The following is a 20,354-nucleotide window of genomic DNA, read 5'->3' on the forward strand; positions in this document are numbered from 1 at the left end:
GCGGGGGACCCTATGGTGTGCGCAGGGCGGCGTGGCCGGGTGCGAGGAGACTCACGTTACCGCTGGGTAACCTTGCGCGTAGGCTGCACTGCATGACCGAGCGGAGCGAGGTCATCGACCGGTCCGGTCGAGGGTGCGGCAGCGGCGACCCGCCGATCGCGCCCTGACCCGGCCCCCGGTCGCCGAGCCGCTCGCCAGGCAGCAGACCGGGAGGCCAATCTCGATGGGCAGCGTCCAGATCGTCACCACGATCCTCGCGTTCGCCATCACCGCCGTGGCGGTGGGGCTGGCGGTACGCGCGGTCATGAAGATGACGGCCGTCATCCGGCTGGGTCAGCCCGACCCGGAGCGGTTCGGGAACAAGGGCACCCGCACGAAGACCATGCTGGTCGAGACCGCCGGCCACACCCGGATGCTCCGGTGGAGCATGGTCGGCGCGGCGCACTGGTTCGTGATGATCGCGTTCATCGTGCTCTCGCTGCTGGTGCTCGAGGCGTACTTCGAGGTGGTCAGCACCACCGGCGAGCTGCCGGTGATCGGGCACTGGACGATCTTCGGCCTGGCCACCGAGGTCATCGGGGTGCTCGGCCTGGTCGGCATCGGAGTGCTGATGGCGATCCGGCTGCGCAACCGGCCCACCCGGCCGGGCGGCCGCTCCCGGTTCACCGGCTCCACCATGTGGCAGGGCTACTTCGTCGAGTGGGTCGTGCTGCTGGTCCTGATCTTCGGCTTCCTGATCCGGGGCTTCAAGGTCGCCACCGACCACTTCGTGTACCCGACCTGGGCCACCCCGGTCAGCCACGCCCTCGGCGCCGCCCTGCCGAACTGGGAGGCGGGCGTCAGCCTCGCCGCGCTCATCAAGATCGTCATTTCGATGACCTGGCTCATCGTCATCTCGCTGAACGTCACCATGGGCGTGGCCTGGCACCGCTTCCTGGCGTTCCCGAACATCTTCTTCAAGCGCAACCCGGACCGGGCCGGCTCCGGGCTCGGCGCGCTGCGGCCGATGATGAGCGCCGGCAAGCCGCTCGACTTCGAGGAGGCCGACCCGGAGAAGGACCAGTTCGGCGTCGCCCAGGTGGAGCAGTTCACCTGGAAGGGCCTGCTGGACTTCAGCACCTGCACCGAGTGCGGCCGCTGCCAGTCGCAGTGCCCGGCGTGGAACACCGGCAAGCCGCTGTCGCCGAAGCTGCTGGTGCTGAGCCTGCGCGACCACGCGTACGCCAAGGCGCCCTACCTGCTGGCCGGCGGCGGCAAGGACCTGACCGGCGAGGAGAAGGCCACCCAGGCCCAGCTCGCCCACGTCGACGTGCTCGCCCTCGCCGAGGCGGACAAGCCGCTGATCGGCACGGCCGAGGAGGGCGGCGTCATCGACCCGGACGTGCTCTGGTCCTGCACCACCTGCGGCGCCTGCGTCGAGCAGTGCCCGGTGGACATCGAGCACGTCGACCACATCGTCGACATGCGCCGCTACCAGGTGTTGATCGAGTCGAGCTTCCCGTCCGAGGCCGGCGTCATGCTGCGCAACCTGGAGAACAAGGGCAACCCGTGGGGCGCACCGCAGAACACCCGGGAGGACTGGACCAAGGGTCTGGACTTCGAGGTGCCGCGGGTCGGCGAGGTCGAGGACTTCGAGTACCTGTTCTGGGTCGGCTGCGCCGGCGCGTTCGAGGACCGGGCCAAGAAGACCACCCGGGCGGTCGCCACGCTGCTGAACGAGGCGGGCGTGAAGTTCGCGATCCTCGGCGAGGGCGAGACCTGCTCGGGCGACCCGGCCCGCCGGATCGGCAACGAGTTCGTCTTCCAGATGCTCGCCCAGCAGAACGTCGAGACGCTCAACGAGGCGTTCGAGGGCCGGGAGAAGAGCAAGCGCAAGATCGTCGCGACCTGCCCGCACTGCTTCAACACCCTGGGCAACGAGTACGGCCAGCTCGGCGGTGAGTTCGAGGTGGTGCACCACACCCAGCTGCTGGCCCACCTGGTCGCCACCGGCAAGCTCACCCCGGTGCAGCCGGTCGACGGCGGGGTCACCTACCACGACCCCTGCTACCTGGGCCGGCACAACCGGGTGTTCGCCCCGCCGCGCGAGGTGCTCGGCACCGCCATCTCCGGCGAGCTCACCGAGATGCCGCGGAACAGCGAGCGCTCCTTCTGCTGCGGCGCCGGCGGCGCCCGGATGTGGATGGAGGAGAAGATCGGCAAGCGGATCAACGTGGAGCGGGTCGAGGAGGCCATGTCCACCGGGGCGAAGACGGTCGCCGTCGGCTGCCCGTTCTGCTCGACGATGCTCAACGACGGCGTGAACGGCAAGGGCGCCGGCGAGCAGGTCGAGGTGGTCGACGTGGCCAGCGTGCTGCTCCGCTCGGTCAAGCCGGAGCAGGCGCAGGGCGACAAGGAGACCGCGCCGGTCGCCGGCTGAGGCGTACCACCGCGGGCGCGGTGCCACCGGGAGGTGGTGCCGCGCCCGCGCCGGTTCAGGAGGTGGCGGCGGTCATCGTCGCGGCGGTCGTGGCCGAGGTGATCACCATGAGCACGGCGGCCTCGGTCTCCTGGATGGCCTTGCGGGTCGCGGCGGACGCCCAGTCGCCCGCCGCGATCTCGGCCAGCCGGCGCTTCACCCGATCGCGGGGCAGGCCCTGGAAGAGGTGCCGGTCCAACCGGACCGCCCGGGCCAGGCCGATCAGCGCGGCGGTCCGCGGCTCCACCGGGCCGTCGGCGGCCACCGCGGCGGTCATCCGCTGCCGGGCCCGAGTCTCCGCCGCCGGCTCCGCCCCGGTCTCGGACGGATAGCGGGTACGCGGGAAGACCCACAGCACCCGGTCCGACTCCCGGCGCAGCACGCCGGCGGTGACCAGCCCGTCCAACACCTGCTCGGGCAGGTCCTTGGCGAGCCGGCCGACCCAGTCCTTAAGCCGGCGGCGTTTCCCGTCGGCGCCGATCCGGGCCAGTGCGTCGTCGAGTTGCCGCTGACCGAGCGGGGTCGGGTCGGCCACCACCAGCCGGTCGTCGACCACCTCGACCCGGCCGGCGAGCGCCAGTTCCAGCAGTAGCGCCCCGGCCAGCCCGTGGTCGAGGGCGGGCCGGTTGAGCTGGAGCTTCCCCTTGTCGTCGTAGGCCAGCAGGGCCAGTTCGTGCGCGAGGGTGAGTTCGGCCATGGCCTCGACGGTAACCCGGTCGGCCCGGCTCCACCCGCGACGCGCGGGTCAGCCCGCGACGACCTGCCCGTGCGAGAATCGCGCCGAGGTGAGGCGACCATCGACGGCCTGCTCCTGACCACGCTGCTACCCCTGGTCGGCTTCCTGCTGCTGACCGGCGGCAACGCGTTCTTCGTCGCGGCCGAGTTCGCCCTGGTCACCGTGGACCGCGCCGAGATCGACCGGCGGGCCGCCGGCGGTGACGGCCCGGCCGCGACCGTACGGCGGGCGCTGCGGGAGCTCTCCTTCCAGCTCTCCGGCGCGCAGCTCGGCATCACCATCACCGCGCTGCTCACCGGTTACCTCGCCGAACCCGCGCTGGCCCGGCTCTTCGCGCCGCTGCTGGACCCGCTCGCCGGGCCGGCCACCGACCGGATCACCCCGTTCCTGGCGCTCGCCCTGGCCACCCTGATCTCCATGCTCTTCGGCGAGCTGGTGCCGAAGAACCTCGCGCTGGCCCGGCCGATGCCCGCCGCGCTGGCCACCGCGGCGCCGATGCGGGCCTTCTCGCGCACCTTCGGCTGGCTGATCCGGGGCCTGAACGGCTCGGCCAACAGCCTGGTCCGCACGCTCGGCATCGAGCCGCAGGAGGAGCTGGCCAGCGCCCGGTCACCGGAGGAGCTGGGCCTGCTGGCGGCCATCTCGGCCCGGGCCGGGGCGCTGCCGCCGGACACCGCGATGCTGCTGCGCCGCACCATCCGCTTCGGTGAGAAGCGGGCGGCCGAGGCGATGACGCCCCGGGTGGACGTGGTCGCGCTGCGCGCCACGGCCACCGTGGCCGAGTTGCTCGATCTCGCCCGGCACACCGGCCGGACCCGGTTCCCGGTCTACGAGGAGACGCTCGACCTGGTCACCGGCGTCGCCGGGGTGCCGGACGCGCTCGGCGTGCCGCCGGACCGGCGCGCCTCGACCACCGTCGGCGCGGTGGCCCGCGAGCCGGTCTACGTGCCGGAGAGCCTCGACCTCGACGGGGTGCTCGCCGCGCTCCGGGCTGCCGACGCCGACCTCGCCATCGTGGTCGACGAGTACGGCGGCACGGACGGCGTGGTGACCGTCGAGGACCTGGTGGAGGAGCTGGTCGGCGAGATCGCCGACGAGTTCGACCCGGCCGCCGTGCCCGACGTCGGGCCGGTCGAGCTGACCGTGCCCGGCGGGGAACGCACCGTGCTGGTCGACGGCGTGCTGCGCTCGGACGAGCTGGTCGAGCAGACCGGGTTCCGCCTGCCCGAGGGCCCGTACGAGACGCTCGCCGGGTTTCTGATGGCCCGGCTGGGGCACATCCCGGTCGCCGGCGAGACGGTCGAGGAGTCCGGGTACGAGTTCACCGTCGTGGAGGTGGACCGGCACCGGATCGAGCAGGTCCGGGTGCTCCGTCCCGAGGACCCGGACGACGATGGCTGAGCTGCTGGTCACGGTGCTGCTGCTGCTCGGCAACGCGTTCTTCGTGGGCAGCGAGTTCGCCCTGATCGCCTCCCGGCGCACGGTGGTGGAACCGCTCGCGGCGACCTCCAAGCGGGCCCGCTGGGCGCTCTCCGCGATGAACCAGATCCCGCTGATGATCGCCGGCGCCCAGTTGGGCATCACCATCTGCTCGCTGGGTCTCGGCGCGATCGCCGAGCCGGCCCTGGCCCACCTGCTGGAGCCGGCGTTCCACGTGCTTGGGCTGCCCGCGCCGGCGGTGCATCCGATCGCCTTCGTGCTCGCCCTCGGGATCGTGGTCTTCCTGCACACGGTGGTCGGCGAGATGGTGCCGAAGAACATCACGCTGGCCGGGCCGGAGCCGTCCGCACTCTGGCTGGGCCCGGCCATGCTGGCGTTCTGCCTGGCGACCAAGCCGCTGCTGCTGGCCATGAAGGGGGCCTCCCGGCGGGTGCTGCGGCTGTGGCGGATCGAGGCCACCGAGGCGGTCAAGACGGTGTTCACCGCCGAGGAACTGGCCGCGCTGGTGTCGCAGGCGCGTACCGAGGGGCTGCTCGACGCGGAGGAGCACGCGCGGATCACCGGCGCCCTCGCCCTGCACGCCCGGACCGCGGCTGACGCCCTACGGCCCTGGTCGGCGGTGACCACCGTCGCCGAGGACGTCTCGCCCGCCTCGCTGGAGGTGCTGGCCACCCGGACCGGCCGGTCCCGGTTTCCGGTGGTGCAGCGCTCCACCCGGCGGGTGCTCGGCTTCGTGCACGTCAAGGACGTGCTCGGCTATGCCGGGGTGAGCCGGCGGGCGCCGGTGCCGGCGGAGGTGTACCGGCCGCTGGCGGTGGTGCCGCCGGAGCGTACGCTCGCCGACCTGCTGCTGGCGATGCGCCGCGAGCGGCGGCACATGGTGCTGGTGAGCGACGGCCGCCGGCCGCTCGGTGTGGTGACGCTCGACGATGTATTGATGGCGATCGTTGGCTGACGGGCGCGCACCCTTGGTACACAAGCGGTTGCGCAGGCGTGATGTGGACGTTGGTCGCCTTGATTCCGCTGCGACCCTTCCCTAATGTGGGGCACCGGCCGCTGTGGGTCGTCTGCCTCGCCCCTTCCCCTCTGCGAGGCGCCCGGCGGTCGGACGCTAAGGAGTCGGTGCCGGTGGCAATCCTGCCCCCCCATCGTCACGCACCGGGACGGTCTGCTCGTCCGGGTGGCCTGCGCCGGGCCGCCCACCGTCTGCTCACCCTGGTCGCCGCCGCGGCCGTCGGTGCCGGCCTGCTCGCCGCACCGGCGTACGCCGCGCCCTCGGTCGACGAGATCGAGGCGCAGATCGACAAGCAGTGGGAGCAGTTGGAGCCCACCATCGAGCAGTACAACAAGGTGCGGGCGCAGCTGAAGAAGAACCGCAGCAAGGCGGCGGACCTGGAGAAGAAGATCCAGCCACTGGCGCTGGAGAGCGAGTTGGCGATGGACCGGGTGGGCGACCTCGCCTCCCGCTACTACATCACCGGCCCGTCCCAGGACGTCGCGGCCCTGCTGGTCAGTGCCAAGCCGAGCACGCTCACCGAGCAGCTCACCCTCCTCGACCGGCTGGCCGCGCAGGAGCGCAAGCAGATCGAGGGTGTGCTCGCGGTCCGCAAGAAGTACGACGACCAGAAGCAGCAGCTCGACACGCTGATCGCGGACCAGGTCAAACAGCAGAACGAACTGGCGGCGAAGAAGAAGCACATCGAGGCCGAGGTCAAGCGGCTCGAGAAGATGCTGCCGGTGACCACCGTCAAGACCGAGAAGTGCCCGACCATCAACGGGGTGGTCAGCGAGAAGGCCCGGATCGCGATCAAAACCGCCTGCGCCCAGGTCGGCGACCCGTACGTCTGGGGCGCCACCGGCCCGAACTCGTTCGACTGCTCCGGCCTGACCCAGTACGCCTACAAGGCGGCCGGGGTCTACCTGACCCACTTCACCGGGGCGCAGTGGAACGAGGGCAAGGCCATCTCGCGCTCCGACGCCCGCCCGGGTGACCTGGTCTTCTTCTTCAGCGACCTGCACCACGTCGGGCTCTACCTCGGCAACGACAAGATGGTGCACGCGGCGCGGGCCGGCAAGCCGGTCAACGTCTCCAGCATCAACACCATGCCGGTCGCCGGGTTCCGCCGACCCGGCTGATCCGTTCGCCGTACCGCACGAGGGCCCCCGGTCGACCGACCGGGGGCCCTCGGTGTTTCAGGGCTCGGCGACGAACCCCGTCTCAGGCCGGGCGGCTCACTGCGGAGCGCCGACCGGGGACGGCAGGATCAGCACGTCGTCCAGGTTCACGTAGCCGATCCGGTGACCGAACTGGACCTGCACGTAGCGCAGGTCGCCGCGGATCACGGTCCAGTCGCCCGGGGACGACCCGTCGAAGGTGACGGCCCGGTAGTACTCGCTCGGCAGGACACCGCCCACCGCGTACCGCTGGCCGGCGGCGAGCGTGTACTGCAGCGGCGTGATCGCCTGGTAGGGCACCCCGGTCGGGTAGGCGTCCCGCTCGGGGTAGCCCCGCCCGTAGACCGGGATGGTGGCCCTGCCGGGCTTCGGCGTCACCACGAAGCCGGTCGCCCACTTCGCGGTACGCGCCGACGCCGGGTTGTGGAACCAGGCCTTCTGGCCGAGGTACCAGATCGCCGTCCAGTCACCGCGCACCTCGGCCACGGCGTACGTCTGGCCGGCCGACGCCCGGGCGCTGTGGTCCGGGACGTACATGGTGCCCGGCGATCCGTCCGGGTGCTCGCCGAGGTCCACGGCGAGCGGCGCGTCGTGGCTCGGCGCGCTGCGCAGCAGCACCGCTGACGAGCCGCGCAGCGGGCAGGGGTCGGTGACCGGCGGCGGCGGGTTCGGCACCCCCGGGGGCTGCCGCGAGCAGCCGGTGAACGCCGGCTGGTTGTCGGCGAACTCCGGGTCGATGGTCACCAGCCCGGTGTGGGCCGTGCCGGTGGTCCGGAACGGCGCCTTGAGCAGGTCGAAGTAGTGCGACCAGTCCCAGTACGGCCCCGGGTCCCAGTGCATCCCGGCGACGGTCGACGGCACGGTGCCCGGGACGTTGTCGTGCCCGATGATGTGGTGCCGGTCGAGCGGGATGTTGAACCGCAGTGCCAGGTGCCGGACCAGCTTGGCCGAGGTGCGGTACATCGCCTCGGTGTACCAGGTGCCGTGGCCGGCGAAGCCCTCGTGCTCCAGGCCGATGGACTTGGCGTTGACGTACCAGTTGCCGGCGTGCCAGCCGACGTCCTTGGCCTTGATGTGCTGGGCGATGTGGCCGTCCACCGAGCGCAGCGTGTAGTGCCAGCCCACGTAGTTGGCCCGCTGCACGAGGCCGACGCTGGGCCAGAAGTAGCCCTCGGTGTCGTGGATGACGATGTACTCGATCTTCTGCTGGGCGGGCCGGTTGCCCAGGTCGTGGTTGCCGTAGTCGCCGGCGCCCGGGCCGTACTTCTCGTACGGGGCCGGGATCCACTCGCAGCCGAGGCCGACCGGGCACTCCAGCCCGTCGGGCCGCTCGCCGCGCCGCAGGCCGAGCTGGTGCAGCGTCGAGGTGTCCGGGTTGACCTGGCGGGCCGGCAGGGTCACCCGGTGCCCGTCGTCGGTCGTCCGGCTCGCGCCCTCGCGGAGCTGCCCGTACACCTCGTCGGCGAAGGCGGCCGCGGTGTCCTCGGCGCCGGCGCCGGAGTAGCGGGCCACCGCGCCGTACCAGGCCGCCGGGTCGCTGGCCGCGCCGACCGGGCCACCCAGTTCCCGCTGGTACGCTGCGAGCAGCGCCGCCCCGCCGCGGATGTTCGCGGTCGGGTCGGACCGGAGTGCCTCCTCGCTGGCGCCGGTGAGCGCGGCGGCCGCCTGGAGGGTCTGCAGCGCTGCGTCGCCGAGAGCGGCCGGTGCCGACGGGGCGGCGGTGGGCGCGGCGACGGTCAGCGACCGCGCCTCGTCACCGCGCGGGTCCTCGCCCTCGTCGATGTGGCCACCGGCGGGTTGCGCGGTGACGTGGGCGGCGTCGGTGAGGTGCATCGGACCGTAGCCGCCACTGGTGCTCGGGTTGCCGGGATGGGTGTCCCAGCGCGATTCGAGGTAGGACACGGCGAGCAGGACGCTCTCCGGCACGCCGAACTCGGCGGCCGCGGCGGCGTACTGCTGTTGCCGGTCGAGGGGCTCGGCGGCGGCCGGACCGGCGGTGAACGGGGTGACCGCCAGGGCGAGCGCCGCGGCGGCGGCGAGCAGGGTGCGCCTGCTCCTCGATCTCGTGGATCTCGTGGACCTTGTGGACAACTGCATCGGACCCCCTGGTCAGACGGGTGGACGATGCGGCCACCTTCACCCCGGGCCCGGCCTGTCGTCAATACCTTTCCATATATCAACCCATGAGGAAGAAAACCTTCGACGCGTCCCGCCGAGGGCCGTCGATCCCGCACGGCGTACGGAGTGTCACGGCGACACGGGTTGCGGATTGATAACGACCGTCTCTACTCTGGTCATTCGTCGGCCCGGCAACAGGTCCGTCCAACCCGGGCGGTAACGGTCCGACACCGCCGAATCGCTCGCGAGCGAACCGGGGAACCAGGTAACCCGGGGTGAATCCGCAGCCACTGCGGTAGGGCGTCCCCTTCCCGCCCGAACCCGTCAGCTAACCCGGTAGGCGGTCTGGGAAGAAGGAGTACGGAGCCCGGTGGCACACCATGCCCCGCGGCCACCGTCGGCACGGTCGGCGTACGCCGGCCCGGCGACGGCTGCGCCGCGTTCACGCTGGTCCCGCTTCACCACCGCACTCGCCGCCCTGGCCGGCTTCGCCGTCATCCTGACCGGCGGCGCCACGGCGGCCCACGCCGAACCCACCGTCGCCGAGATCGAGCGCCAGATCGACGAGGACTGGAACAAGCTCGAACCGATCATCGAACGGCACAACGCCACCCGCCAGGACCTGGCCGCCAAGCGGAAGCAGGCCGACGCCCTGGCCGCCCAGATCAAACCCCTCCAAGCCCAGGTCGACGCGGCGATGGAGAAGGTCAGCGCGCTGGCCGTCCGCGCCTACAAGGGCGAGAACGTGCTCACCATCAACGCCCTGCTGGGCAGCCGCTCGCCGGGCGAGGTGGTCGGGCAGCTCGAGATGCTCGACCGGTTCGCCGACCGCCAACAGCAGGACGTGCGGCAGGTCGCCGACCTGCGCGACCAACTGGCCGCCAAGAAGGCGCCACTGGACGAGATGGTCGCCCAGCTCGCCCAGGCCGAGGCGCAGCTGGCGGCCAAGAAGAAGCAGATCAACGCCGAGATCGACCGGCTGCAGAAGCTGCGGATCAAGGTGTACGGCAACGGCGGCGGCGGGCCGCTGCGTCCCGCCCCCTGCCCGGCCAGCTACCCGGGCGGCGCGGCCGGGGTGGCGGTCAAGTTCGCCTGCGCCCAGATCGGCAAGCCGTACGTCTGGGGCGCCGAGGGCCCGAACTCGTACGACTGCTCCGGGCTGATGCTGGCCGCCTGGGCCAAGGCCGGGGTCTCGCTGCCGCACAACGCCGCGCAGCAGCGCGGGGTCACCAGGACGGTCAGCCGGGGCGAGCTGCGCCCGGGTGACCTGGTCTTCTACTACTCCGATCTGCACCACGTCGGCATGTACGTCGGCGGCGGCTGGGTGGTGCACGCCTCCCGCGCCGGGGTGCCGGTCAAGATGAAGAAGGTCGACGACGGCCCGATCCACAGCTACGGCCGGCCGGGCTGACCGGGTACCACGGAAAGGCCCGCTCCGGCGTCGGAGCGGGCCTTTCTCCTGCCCGCGTCAGCGGGTCGGCCAGGTGCGCCACTGCTGCCAGGAGCGGCTCGGCGTCGGGCCGCGCTGCCCCTGGTAGCGGGAGCCGTAGACGGCCGAGCCGTACGGATGCTCGGCCGGCGACGAGAGCCGGAAGATGCAGAGCTGACCGATCTTCATGCCCGGCCAGAGGGTGATCGGCAGGTTCGCCACGTTGGAGAGCTCCAGCGTCACGTGGCCGGAGAAGCCGGGGTCGATGAAGCCGGCGGTGGAGTGGGTCAGCAGGCCGAGCCGACCGAGGCTCGACTTGCCCTCCAGCCGCCCGGCGAGCTGGTCGCCGAGCGAGATCACCTCGAGCGTCGAGGCGAGCACGAACTCGCCCGGGTGCAGCACGAACGGCTCGCCGTCGGGCACCTCGACCACCGAGGTCAACTCGTCCTGCTGCTGCGCCGGGTCGATGTGCGTGTAGAGGTGGTTGTTGAAGACCCGGAACAGCTTGTCCAGGCGTACGTCGATGCTGGACGGCTGCACCAGGGTGGGCTCGAACGGCTCCAGCGCCAGGGCGCCCGCCTTGATCTCGGAGACCAGGTCGCGGTCGGAGAGCAGCATCGGAACACCATAGCGAAGCGGCCCGGGTGGCCTGCGTGTCGGACTAGGTCTTCGTACACCTGTTCGATAGACTGTCCACATGGCTTCCTGGTCCGAATTCGCCGCTGACGAGCCCCGACTCGCCGACGGGATCCGCCTTCTCATGCAGCAGTACGGGCCGGGCTTCGGCTACCTGGCCACGGTCCGCGCCGACGGCGGGCCCCGGGTGCACCCGGTCTCCCCGGTAATCACCGACGAGGGGCTGTTCTGCTTCGTGGTCGACTCGCCGAAACGGCGCGACCTGGAACGCGACGGGCGCTACGCGCTGCACTCCTTCCCGCCGGAGGAGAGCGACGACGAGGCCTACGTCGCCGGGCACGCCCGCCCGGTCACCGATCCGGTCCGGGTCGCCCGGCTGGCCCGCAGCCACCGGGCCGCCCCACACGTCGACTGGCGGCTGTTCGAGTTCACCGTCGACGTGGCGATGCTGACCCGCCGCGACGCGGGCGCCGCGGGTGGCCCCGGCAACGGCCACGGCCGGCCCGCCGTTCAGGTCTGGCTCGATCCGGGCTCGGCCGCCGACTCCCCGACCGCCGAGCCCGCGTCGCGGCTGCGCCACCACGACGCCCGTCGCGAGGCCGCCTGAGGTCGCGCAGACATCGGTGCCGGCTCCGTTGTGCGGAGCCGGCACCGATGGGCGTACGTCAGATCAGGCCGCGCGGTACGCGTTCCACGCGGTCAGCATGCGGCTGGCCTGGCCGGCGGTGAACTGGTACATGCACGAGTCGTAGGTGTAGTCCATGAAGTTGGTGATCGGGTCCACGCCCGGGGCGGTGCAGGTGTCCCGCCCGGTCGGGCACTGGAAGGCCGGCGAGGCCTCGGCCGGGGTGTCGCTGACGCCGTCACCCTGACCCGAGCAGCCGCCCTGGAAGGTGTGGTAGAGGTTCAGCCAGTGGCCGACCTCGTGCGTGCCGGTGTCGCCCTGGTTGTAGTTGGCGGCGGTGCCGCCCGGCAGCGACTCGCTCAGCACGACCACGCCGTCCATGCTGCTCAGCTTCCGCTGCGGGAAGGTCGCCCAGCCGAGCAGGTTGTCGCTCAGCTCCCCGAGGTAGACGTTGAGGGTGTTCTTGCCGCCCTCCCGCAGCGAGGACTTCATCGACCGCTCCGCCGACGAGCCCTGCACGATCGGGTACCACGCCGGGTTGGTCACCCGGTTGATCTTCTGTAGCTGGAAGCTGAACGCGGTGGCCGCGCCGCCGGTCGCGCCGCTGTAGGACTGGTTCAGCACGTTGATCTGCGAGGTGATCATCGAGTCCGGGATGTTGCCGCCGGCCCGGGTGCTGTTCTCCTGGATCACGTGCACCACGACCGGGATCGTCACGGTGGCGGCGAGGGTGCTCGCCCCGGCGCCGGCGCGGAAGCGCGCCCGCTCGCGCAGCGCGGCGGCCAGGTCGGCCTCCCGCTCGCGGGTCTCCGCGAGAGTCAGCTCGTTGGGTTCGTGCCTGGCCGCGCCGCCCGCCTTGATCCGGGCGTCGGCGTGGACGTCGGCCGGCTCGACGCACGCCTCACCGGGTGCGGCGGAGAAGGCCGAAGCGGCCGGTACGACACCCACCGCGGCGGTGCTGAGCAGCAGCGCGAGGGTCGTCGACGCGACACCGGCGGCGCGCCGGGTCAGCAGGTCGGGACGAAGTCCCATGGGCCCACCTCTTTCTGGCGGCGCGACAGGGGGTATGTCACGCCGTGGCTGAGAACGTGGGCCAGACGTTACAACCGATCGACAGATTTGAGAACGCCCATATGTTGCCGGACTGAAACTCTTTCCTGGCAGTGGCTGGCCCCTCGGCCGGCGGGTCGTGCTTGGCAAGATCCGCGCGACATCCCGGAGGTAGTGGCTTCGCGCGGTGTGGGAGGCCACTACTTCCCGGATGCTGTGTGGATCTTCCCGGCCGGGCCGGTACGGGCCGGAGCGGGCCCGGCGGAGGGGGTACCTGGATGCACCGGCGTGGTGACTCAGGTACAGTGGTGCCGCTTGCGGGTGTAGTTCAATGGCAGAACATCAGCTTCCCAAGCTGACAGTGCGGGTTCGATTCCCGTCACCCGCTCCAACGTGAGGCCCCAGCACAGGGCAGGTTTCCTGGCTGGGGCCTCGTTCGTTGCTACCGCTCTTAAGCTGGCCGTGCCCGGTACGTGCCCGATCCCTGCTCTGTTTGATCTGCGAGCTGGGCGCGTCAGCGATGTGCCCGGCACGCTCCCGGGCGTTGTGCTGGTAGGTCATCGCGGCCCGGGGCCAAGGCGGCCCACATCGGGCCGCACGTGCTCCAGGGTGTTTCGAGCACCGCCGGCGAGTCACCGCTCCGTGGGTGGTTGCGGTAGGCCATCCCGCCTGCTATGCCGCGCCCATCTGCCGTTGCCTCCTGCACCTCCACCTCCCTTGCAATCTCCGGTATGAACACACCGCAGCGACCCCCTCGGTTACACCCACTGTCGGACCCAGTTGATCTGCCGCGCGGAGCATGAATACCGGGACCCCGCACAGTCTGTGTCACCAGCGTGCGGCTCCAATACGTGGTTCGCGGTAATCATTGGGCCGGAGGTGACACAAGCCAGGGTGGGAGTTCGTCAACCAGGCGGGAGTTTTGGGTGGGTCCACCGGGAAAACGCGACGAAGATTGGTTCACCAGGGTCTACACGGTCGATTACGGACACGTCCTGAAGTACGGCCAGCGCCGGCTTGCCGATCTGGACGCGGCGGCTGAACTCGCTCAGGAGGTGTTCGTCATCGCCTGGCGGCGCCGCCGCGAGGTCCCGAATCGCAGCCTGCCCTGGCTGTACGGGGTGGCTCGGCGCCTGCTCGCGAACGAATGGCGATCTCGGAGAGCTGCGCCGGATGTGCTACCGATTACCGACGCTGGCCTTCTGCAGAAGCCGGGCTCGTCCGGCGCCGACGCGACCGTCGGCGTCGCCGATCTCCAGGCCGCCCTGGCCACCCTCGCCGACCTTGATCAGGAAATCCTCCGGCTGGTCGGTTGGGAGGAGCTGACGGTTTCCGAGGCCGCTCAGGTCCTCGGCTGTACCCGGACCACCGCCGCAGTGCGCTTGCACCGCGCCCGTAGGCGCCTCAACGACGCGATGTCCCACCGATCTGGATCATCGGCGCAGCAGCCGGTGCTGGCTAGTCCTCGAAAGGTCATGTGATGTTCGGAGAACAGCGAACGCGCGCCCTCCTCAAGCCGATTGACCCGGCTCGGCACCACACCATCGCACCGCCCCGGCTGTCGGCACACGACCTGATCGTCCGCGCGGAGGCTGTCGCCGAGCCGGTCGGCCCTCGCCGTCAGGCACGCCCAACCCGCAGGCTGGTTCTGACTGCCGGGACGCTGGCCGTAGCGGTTGGTGCCGTAGCAATCGCCCAAACCATTGACCTGTCCAGCCCGGACACCTCGCAGATCGCCAGTCCGCCCGGGGCGGATCCGGGGGTGGTGCTCGTGCCGGTGGCGTACGGCTCGGACGCCCGTGACGCGGGAAGCCAGCTGCGCGCGTTGGCGAGCAGGCTCGTCGACGCGGAGTACGACAACCGCACCGGCCGCTACATGTACCACCACACGAAGACGTGGGGCGACCCGGTGATGACCTCCGCCGACGGTCGCTACCACGTCGCTTTCGCGGACGAAATCAAGGTCTGGCAGCCGGCCGACGGGACCGGTCAGCAGATCACGACCCAGCTTGAGCCGCAGTATCCGGACCAGGAGTCCCGAGACTACTGGCAGCGGAACCTCACGCCGAAGGCTGCCGCCTCCGCCACCCCCGCGCCTGACGTCATTCCCCTACCGCCGTCGGACCTCGCGCCGCTACCGTCAGATCGAGCACAGCTGACCGACCTGCTCAAGGCCAGGCTGGGCGGCGGCGCGGTCAGCAAGGAAGTCAGCATGGTGTACAGGCGGTATGTCGTTCCGCGTCAGACGCGAGCTGAGATCTTGCGGGTCCTCGCCGATGTGCCTGGGTTCCTGTGGCGGGGCCAGGTGACCGATCGGGTCGGCCGGAAGGGTGTAGCCATCACCTTCGACGACCGCGAGCACAACACGCAGTCCCTGCTGATCTTCGACCCGAACACGGGCGAACTGCTCGCTTACGAGCGGCTAACCCTCTCGCCGGTAAGGATCAGCGCGTACCAGGTGATCCTCGGCACTGCCTGGACCGATCGACTCAACTGAGTTGCCGGTGCCGGGGCTGCCTCTACGGGGTGGCCCCGGTTCGCGTTTCACCTTGACGGGTGGGGCAGGCTGGGCCATCCACGGGCCATAAGCCGGTGTCGACGGAGGGCATTCAAGGCTGACAGTGCGGGTTCGATTCCCGTTACCCGCTCCACGCGAATGGCCCTGGCCAGGACGACAGTCCCGCCAGGGCCTTCGATGTTGCTGGGTTCGGCGGCTCCGAACGGGCGGTTGGTGATCTCCCACCACCTTCGGGCATCACGACCCCTTGAGCAAGCTTTCCGAACTGGGGCTCGCAGGACAACGGTGCCGGGAAGCGCTGCCTGTCCTCTCGGCCATGGGAGCGATCAAGCCGTGGCACGTGAGTGGTTCCATCGCCCGATCATGACCACGACGGCACCCGTCGACCACCCGGCTCAGCGGACCCGGCAGGCCAGCCGATCTTGTCTGATCCCCAAGCTGACAGTGGCCGTCCGCGACCCGCAGGCTCGGAACTGCCGGCGATGATCTCAGTAGGATTTTCCCCATGTCCCGGCCCGTGATCTTCGACCTCTTCCACACCCTGGTTCACGGTGCCGACGACGAGCGCGACCGGGTGGTCGGTGAGATGGCGCTCATGGTCGGGGTGGATCCGGCCGCGCTGGTCGCCGCGTACCACGCCACCTGGCGTGACCGGCTCGTCCGGTGGGACGTGGCGGAGACCGTACGCATCCTCGCCGGACGGCTCGGCGGCACCCCGACCGACGAGCAGGTGACGCGCGCCGCCGCCCATCGACGATCCCTCGCGCGCCGGGTGCTGGGTTCGGTCTCGACCGCCACCCTGGACGTGCTCGACGCGCTGCGCGACGACGGTCACCCGCTGGCACTCGTCAGCAACGCGACCTCGGAGACCGCCGAGGCGTGGCCGCAGAGCCCACTCGCCCGCCGCTTCGACGTCGCGGTCTTCTCCTGCGAGGTCGGGCTGGCCAAACCGGACCCGGCGATCTACCGGACGGCCGCCGAGTTGCTGGGGGTCGCGCCGGCAGCGTGCGTCTTCGTCGGCGACGGCGCGGACGGTGAACTGGCCGGTGCGGCAGCGGTCGGTATGACCGTGCTCCGGACCACGGAGCACAACGACACCGACCCGAGCTGGGTAGGGCCGGCGTTCGCCACTCTTCGTGACCTGCCCACCCTGCTGCAGCAGCCGCCCGGCGCCTCAAGAGGTCGTCCCGGGCGCACGTCTGGCACAACCCACCGATGACCCGAGCCGATGCGGGACGTGACCAGCCTGCCGGGCAGATGGGGTGCTGTGGGTAGGGTGCTCGCCATGGTCGAGGACGCCGCATGCCATTGACGAATCCGTGGCTGTCCGGGCCGGTGCCGACCAAGCGGCTCGACCGCGAGCGGCTGGAAGAACGCATTCTCAACCTGCTGTCGTCGCAGAACATGTGTGTGCTCGCGACCACGGGCCCGGACGGCCCCCTGGCCACCCCGGTGCGCTACTACCCGCTCGGCTTCGCGGTGCTCTTCACCGCGGCGCCGCGTTCGCCGAAGATGCGCAACATCGCCGCCGACCCGCGCGTCTCGGTCGGCATCTTCGCGCCGCTGGTCGGGCTGGCCAGCAGCCGCGGCGCCCAACTGTTCGGGACCGCCAGGGTGTTGGAACCGCGGCATCCGGACCGCGCGCACTACTGGACGGCGTTCCGCTGGGAGAACGAGCACGCGGAGCGCGGGCGACCACTGTCCGAGCCGCCCGAGGACACACTCGTGGTCATCGAAGCGGAGCGGATCGTCTACACCGAGCACTGGCTGCGACGGGAGGGGTTCGCACCACGCCAGTTCTGGCGTCGCTGACGATGCCTCGTAGCGGATGGAGAGCCCTCGACCTCCGGTCAGGGCAGGTGGTCCGTTGCCGAACTGGCGGGCCTCTCCGCTGGCATGACGTACGCACCGGCCCGCGCGGCGGTTGCGGCGGCCTCGGCGGCGCGGTCCGCGGCGGTCTCGTCGAGTGGGTCGCCGCTGAGCAGCAGGCGATGGTAGAGCGGAGCGGACACGGCGCGGATCACCTCGCGGGCGTCGGTGCCAGCGGGCACCTCGCCGCGATCGAGGGCCCGCTGCACGCAGGGCGTCCACTCCCGTAGGCGCGTGTCATAGAACCGGCGGAGGGCCTCCGCGGTCCGCTCGTCGCAGCCGGCGGCCGCGATCACCGCCTTGAAGAGCGGTCCCTGACGTGGGTCGGTCAGGGTGCGTTGCACGAGTCGGGCGTTCGCCCGCAGGTCGCCGACGAGCGACCCGGTGTCGGTTCGGGGCAGTGATTCCTCGGCCATCTCCACCAGCAGCTCGGCCACCAGTCCGGCGGCCGAGCCCCAGCGGCGGTAGACGGTCGTCTTGCCGACGCCGGCACGTTCGGCGACCTCGGCCAGGTCGAGGTGACTGAAGCCCTTCTCCGCGAGTACGTCTCCGGTGGCCCGTAGCACCGCTTGCCGTACCCGCGCGGTCCGTCCGCCGGGCCGCAGTGTCCCGGCCGGCGCCTCGTCAGCACCCATAACGGGCCTCCAGTTTCGTTAAGGGTGGGTCGCTGCTATCGTAGCCAAGCATCTAACGGAACCATAGTTTCGTTAGACGCTGCTGCTGCGAATCCTGGGAAGGACCGGTCATGGAATTTCGACGCTTGGGAGCGTCCGGCCTCAAGGTGCCCGTGTTGAGCTTCGGCGCCGGCACCTTCGGCGGTCGGGGGCCGTTGTTCGGAGCCTGGGGCACCACGGACGTGCCGGAGGCCCGGCGGCTCGTGGACATCTGCCTGGATGCCGGCGTCACGATGTTCGACACCGCCGACGTCTACTCCGACGGAGCCTCCGAGGAGGTGCTGGGCGCGGCGATCAAGGGGCGCCGGGACGGCCTCATCCTCTCGACGAAGAGCGGCCTCCCGATGGGCGACGGACCCAACGACACCGGTTCCTCGCGGCTGCGGCTGATCAGAGCGTGTGAGGACGCACTGCGTCGCCTCGGCACCGACTACATCGATCTCTTTCAGCTGCACGCCTTCGACGCCGGCACCCGATCGAGGAGGTGCTCTCGACGCTCGACGACCTCGTGCGGGCCGGGAAGATCCGGTATGTCGGCGTCTCCAATTTCGCCGGCTGGCAGTTGATGAAGTCCCTCGCCGTCGCCGAACGCTACGGCTACCCCCGCCACGTCGCCCACCAGGTCTACTACTCCCTCGTCGGGCGCGACTACGAATGGGAACTGCTACCCCTCGGGCTCGACCAGGGGGTTGGCGCCGTGGTCTGGAGCCCGCTCGGCTGGGGCCGGCTCACCGGCAAGGTACGCCGGGGCGCGCCGCTGCCGGCGCAGAGTCGCCTGCACCAGACCGCCGACTACGGCCCGCCGGTCCCCGACGAGCTGCTCTACCGGGTGGTCGATGTCCTCGACGAGATCGCGGCGGAGACCGGCAGGGCCATCCCGCAGATCGCCCTCAACTGGTTGCTGCGACGCCCGACCGTGTCGTCCGTCGTCGTCGGCGCCCGGAACGAGGCCCAGCTTCGCCAGAATCTCGGCGCCATTGGTTGGTCGCTCAGCGACGAGCAGGTGGCACGGCTCGACGCGGCGAGCGCGACGACGCCGCCCTACCCGTCCTTCCCCTACCACCGACAGGAGGGGTTCGCCCTCCTCAACCCGCCGGTGGTTCCGGCCGCGGTCCAGCCCGGACGGGGTTGATCCAGAAACGACGACAGCCCTCGGCTCGGCGGGCGTGCTGCGCCGGGTGTCGCCCTGGCGCCGGCTGCCGGACTCCCGACACGGCATATGCAACCGAAGGTTGCGCATCGCGAGGTGGGCTGTGTAGGTTTGACGCAACCAAAGGTTGCGAAAGGTTGGCGGACATGGAGTACGGATCCATCGAGCGCGACATCCAGGTCGACGCGTCACCCGAAGTGGTCTTCGAGGTGATCAGTCGGCCCGAGCACATGCGGGAGTGGTGGCCCGACGACGCGCGGTTCGAGCCGGTGGCGGGCGCGCCCGGCGAGCTGGTGTGGCGCAACGCGGACAGCGGCGAGACGACGACCGTCGCCCTCGCCGTCGTCGAGGTTGACCCGCCGAAGCGATTCTCCTTCCGGTGGTGCTACTCAGAGCCGGACCGGGCCGGGAACTCGCTGTTCGTCACCTTCGACCTGGTCCCCACCGGCAGCGGCACCCGGGTTCGGATGACGGAGACCGGGTTCCGCGAGATGGGCTGGGAGATCGCCCGCCTCGAGGAGCAGTACCGCGACCACGAGAGCGGTTGGGACCACTACGTCCCGGCGCTCGGCGCGTACGTGTCGCGGCTGGTCGCCACCGCATGAGCACGGCGATCGACGACGACCTGTGGTCGGCGGTCGGCGATCCCATCCGACGTACGATGATCGACCTTCTGCTCGCCGGAGGGCCGGGCACGGCCACGTCACTGAGCGAGCGACTGCCCGTCACCCGCCAGGCCGTCTCGAAGCACCTGGCCGTCCTGGACCGGGTCGGCCTGGTGCACGGCACGCCGGCCGGTCGGGAGCGTCGATACCAGGTCGACGAGGCGCAGCTCGCCCGAGCTGTCGCCCAGTTGTCGGCGGTCGGCGCCACCTGGGACGCCCGACTCCGCCGGATCAAGCGGATCGCCGAGGCGGTCGAACGCAGTCGCGACAACAACCAAGGAGACTGAAATGATCGACATCCTGCACCGGGTCGGCGTCGTCGCACCGCTCGACGACGTCTACCGGGCGGTGGCAACTCCGGAGGGCATCGCCGGTTGGTGGACGACGGACACCACGGGCAAGAGCGAGGTCGGCGGGCAGCTGGCGTTCCGGTTCGGCGACCTCGGCGGCTTCGACATGGAGGTACTGGAGCTCGATCCCGCCGGCCACGTACGGTGGCGGGTCACCGACGGCCCCGCGGAATGGGTCGACACCGAGATCGACTGGCGGCTCGACCGGCGCGGCGAGTACACCATCGTCCAGTTCAGACACGAGGGCTGGCGCGAGCCGGTCGAATTCATGCACCACTGCAGCACCAAATGGGCGACGTTCCTGCTCAGTCTCAAGGAACTCGTGGAGACCGGGCGCGGCCGGCCGGCGCCGGACGACGTCCGGATCAGCGACTGGCACTGATTCCCGCCGGCCGGTTCCCGGGCGTCGGGCGAATCCAGCACGGTGGCGGTCAGCGTCAGTCGAGGCCGATCTCCCGTAC

At 70.7% G+C, this 20,354-nt stretch carries 18 protein-coding genes, 1 tRNA gene, 1 pseudogene and 1 riboswitch; of the genes and pseudogenes, 15 read left to right on the forward strand and 5 right to left on the reverse strand.

Annotation, left to right across the window (positions count from 1 at the left end; translation table 11 throughout):
- Positions 1 to 223 precede the first annotated feature (223 nt).
- A complete protein-coding gene (locus tag FHX32_RS09895; protein ID WP_167180433.1) occupies positions 224 to 2,419 on the forward strand; it encodes a (Fe-S)-binding protein in 2,196 nt (731 codons plus the stop codon).
- A gap of 55 nt (positions 2,420 to 2,474) precedes the next feature.
- Here the strand turns inward: FHX32_RS09895 and FHX32_RS09900 are convergent, their stop codons facing one another.
- On the reverse strand, positions 2,475 to 3,155 hold the full coding sequence (locus FHX32_RS09900; protein ID WP_167180434.1) for a GOLPH3/VPS74 family protein: 681 nt from the start codon (positions 3,153 to 3,155) through the stop codon (positions 2,475 to 2,477).
- Positions 3,156 to 3,224: 69 nt separating this feature from the next.
- Between FHX32_RS09900 and FHX32_RS09905 the strand changes: the two genes are divergently transcribed.
- From FHX32_RS09905 to FHX32_RS09915, 3 genes are all read left to right on the forward strand, one after another.
- The gene (locus FHX32_RS09905; RefSeq protein ID WP_486480986.1) at positions 3,225 to 4,595 is read left to right on the forward strand and encodes a hemolysin family protein; all 1,371 of its coding nucleotides are present in this window, start codon (positions 3,225 to 3,227) and stop codon (positions 4,593 to 4,595) included.
- A complete protein-coding gene (locus FHX32_RS09910) occupies positions 4,588 to 5,589 on the forward strand; it encodes a hemolysin family protein (RefSeq protein ID WP_167180435.1) in 1,002 nt (333 codons plus the stop codon). The genes FHX32_RS09905 and FHX32_RS09910 overlap by 8 nt, the downstream gene beginning before the upstream one ends.
- A 167-nt stretch (positions 5,590 to 5,756) precedes the next feature.
- Positions 5,757 to 6,770: a C40 family peptidase gene (locus FHX32_RS09915; protein WP_486480987.1), complete on the forward strand. Its 1,014-nt coding sequence runs from the start codon at positions 5,757 to 5,759 to the stop codon at positions 6,768 to 6,770.
- A gap of 96 nt (positions 6,771 to 6,866) precedes the next feature.
- Here the strand turns inward: FHX32_RS09915 and FHX32_RS09920 are convergent, their stop codons facing one another.
- Positions 6,867 to 8,906, reverse strand: coding sequence for a peptidoglycan recognition protein family protein (locus FHX32_RS09920; protein ID WP_167180437.1), 2,040 nt, complete (start codon positions 8,904 to 8,906; stop codon positions 6,867 to 6,869).
- A 242-nt stretch (positions 8,907 to 9,148) separates the two neighbouring features.
- Positions 9,149 to 9,285: riboswitch (cyclic di-AMP (ydaO/yuaA leader) on the forward strand.
- Between the two features lie 12 nt (positions 9,286 to 9,297).
- On the opposite strand from FHX32_RS09920, the gene FHX32_RS09925 reads away from it, so the two are divergent.
- Positions 9,298 to 10,338, forward strand: a complete 1,041-nt coding sequence (locus FHX32_RS09925) for a C40 family peptidase (protein WP_167180438.1) — start codon at positions 9,298 to 9,300, stop codon at positions 10,336 to 10,338.
- Between the two features lie 57 nt (positions 10,339 to 10,395).
- Here FHX32_RS09925 and dcd read toward each other — a convergent pair whose 3' ends face one another.
- Entirely contained in the window at positions 10,396 to 10,974 is a 579-nt protein-coding gene (gene dcd, locus FHX32_RS09930) for a dCTP deaminase (protein WP_088996777.1), read from the reverse strand.
- A gap of 79 nt (positions 10,975 to 11,053) precedes the next feature.
- Between dcd and FHX32_RS09935 the strand changes: the two genes are divergently transcribed.
- Complete coding sequence (locus FHX32_RS09935; protein WP_167180439.1) at positions 11,054 to 11,599, forward strand: pyridoxamine 5'-phosphate oxidase family protein; 546 nt, start codon at positions 11,054 to 11,056, stop codon at positions 11,597 to 11,599.
- Positions 11,600 to 11,662: 63 nt separating this feature from the next.
- Here FHX32_RS09935 and FHX32_RS09940 read toward each other — a convergent pair whose 3' ends face one another.
- On the reverse strand, positions 11,663 to 12,649 hold the full coding sequence (locus FHX32_RS09940; RefSeq protein WP_167180440.1) for a zinc metalloprotease: 987 nt from the start codon (positions 12,647 to 12,649) through the stop codon (positions 11,663 to 11,665).
- 335 nt (positions 12,650 to 12,984) lie between these two features.
- Here FHX32_RS09940 and FHX32_RS09945 point away from each other — a divergent pair.
- The 5 genes from FHX32_RS09945 to FHX32_RS09965 all read left to right on the forward strand — a co-directional run bounded on the left by FHX32_RS09945 (position 12,985) and on the right by FHX32_RS09965 (position 16,997).
- Positions 12,985 to 13,058 (forward strand) — tRNA-Gly (locus FHX32_RS09945).
- A gap of 535 nt (positions 13,059 to 13,593) precedes the next feature.
- Positions 13,594 to 14,148 (forward strand): sigma-70 family RNA polymerase sigma factor, encoded by a 555-nt coding sequence (locus FHX32_RS09950; RefSeq protein WP_167180441.1) that lies wholly within the window; start codon positions 13,594 to 13,596, stop codon positions 14,146 to 14,148.
- Positions 14,148 to 15,164: a CU044_5270 family protein gene (locus tag FHX32_RS09955; RefSeq protein WP_167180442.1), complete on the forward strand. Its 1,017-nt coding sequence runs from the start codon at positions 14,148 to 14,150 to the stop codon at positions 15,162 to 15,164. The genes FHX32_RS09950 and FHX32_RS09955 overlap by 1 nt, the downstream gene beginning before the upstream one ends.
- Before the next feature lie 526 nt (positions 15,165 to 15,690).
- The gene (locus FHX32_RS09960; RefSeq protein WP_167180443.1) at positions 15,691 to 16,404 is read left to right on the forward strand and encodes an HAD family hydrolase; all 714 of its coding nucleotides are present in this window, start codon (positions 15,691 to 15,693) and stop codon (positions 16,402 to 16,404) included.
- 83 nt (positions 16,405 to 16,487) lie between these two features.
- Positions 16,488 to 16,997 (forward strand): pyridoxamine 5'-phosphate oxidase family protein, encoded by a 510-nt coding sequence (locus tag FHX32_RS09965; protein WP_167180444.1) that lies wholly within the window; start codon positions 16,488 to 16,490, stop codon positions 16,995 to 16,997.
- Between the two features lie 38 nt (positions 16,998 to 17,035).
- Here the strand turns inward: FHX32_RS09965 and FHX32_RS09970 are convergent, their stop codons facing one another.
- Positions 17,036 to 17,689: a TetR/AcrR family transcriptional regulator gene (locus FHX32_RS09970; RefSeq protein WP_167180446.1), complete on the reverse strand. Its 654-nt coding sequence runs from the start codon at positions 17,687 to 17,689 to the stop codon at positions 17,036 to 17,038.
- Between the two features lie 110 nt (positions 17,690 to 17,799).
- On the opposite strand from FHX32_RS09970, the pseudogene FHX32_RS09975 reads away from it, so the two are divergent.
- The 4 genes and pseudogenes from FHX32_RS09975 to FHX32_RS09990 all read left to right on the forward strand — a co-directional run bounded on the left by FHX32_RS09975 (position 17,800) and on the right by FHX32_RS09990 (position 20,275).
- Positions 17,800 to 18,860: pseudogene (locus FHX32_RS09975) on the forward strand (aldo/keto reductase).
- A 164-nt stretch (positions 18,861 to 19,024) separates the two neighbouring features.
- Complete coding sequence (locus FHX32_RS09980) at positions 19,025 to 19,483, forward strand: SRPBCC family protein (RefSeq protein WP_167180448.1); 459 nt, start codon at positions 19,025 to 19,027, stop codon at positions 19,481 to 19,483.
- Positions 19,480 to 19,830: a metalloregulator ArsR/SmtB family transcription factor gene (locus FHX32_RS09985; protein ID WP_167180449.1), complete on the forward strand. Its 351-nt coding sequence runs from the start codon at positions 19,480 to 19,482 to the stop codon at positions 19,828 to 19,830. Before FHX32_RS09980 ends, FHX32_RS09985 begins: the two co-directional genes overlap by 4 nt.
- Position 19,831: 1 nt before the next feature.
- A complete protein-coding gene (locus FHX32_RS09990; RefSeq protein ID WP_167180450.1) occupies positions 19,832 to 20,275 on the forward strand; it encodes an SRPBCC family protein in 444 nt (147 codons plus the stop codon).
- Positions 20,276 to 20,354: the final 79 nt, after the last annotated feature.

This window comes from Micromonospora sp. CNZ280 (assembly GCF_011759515.1).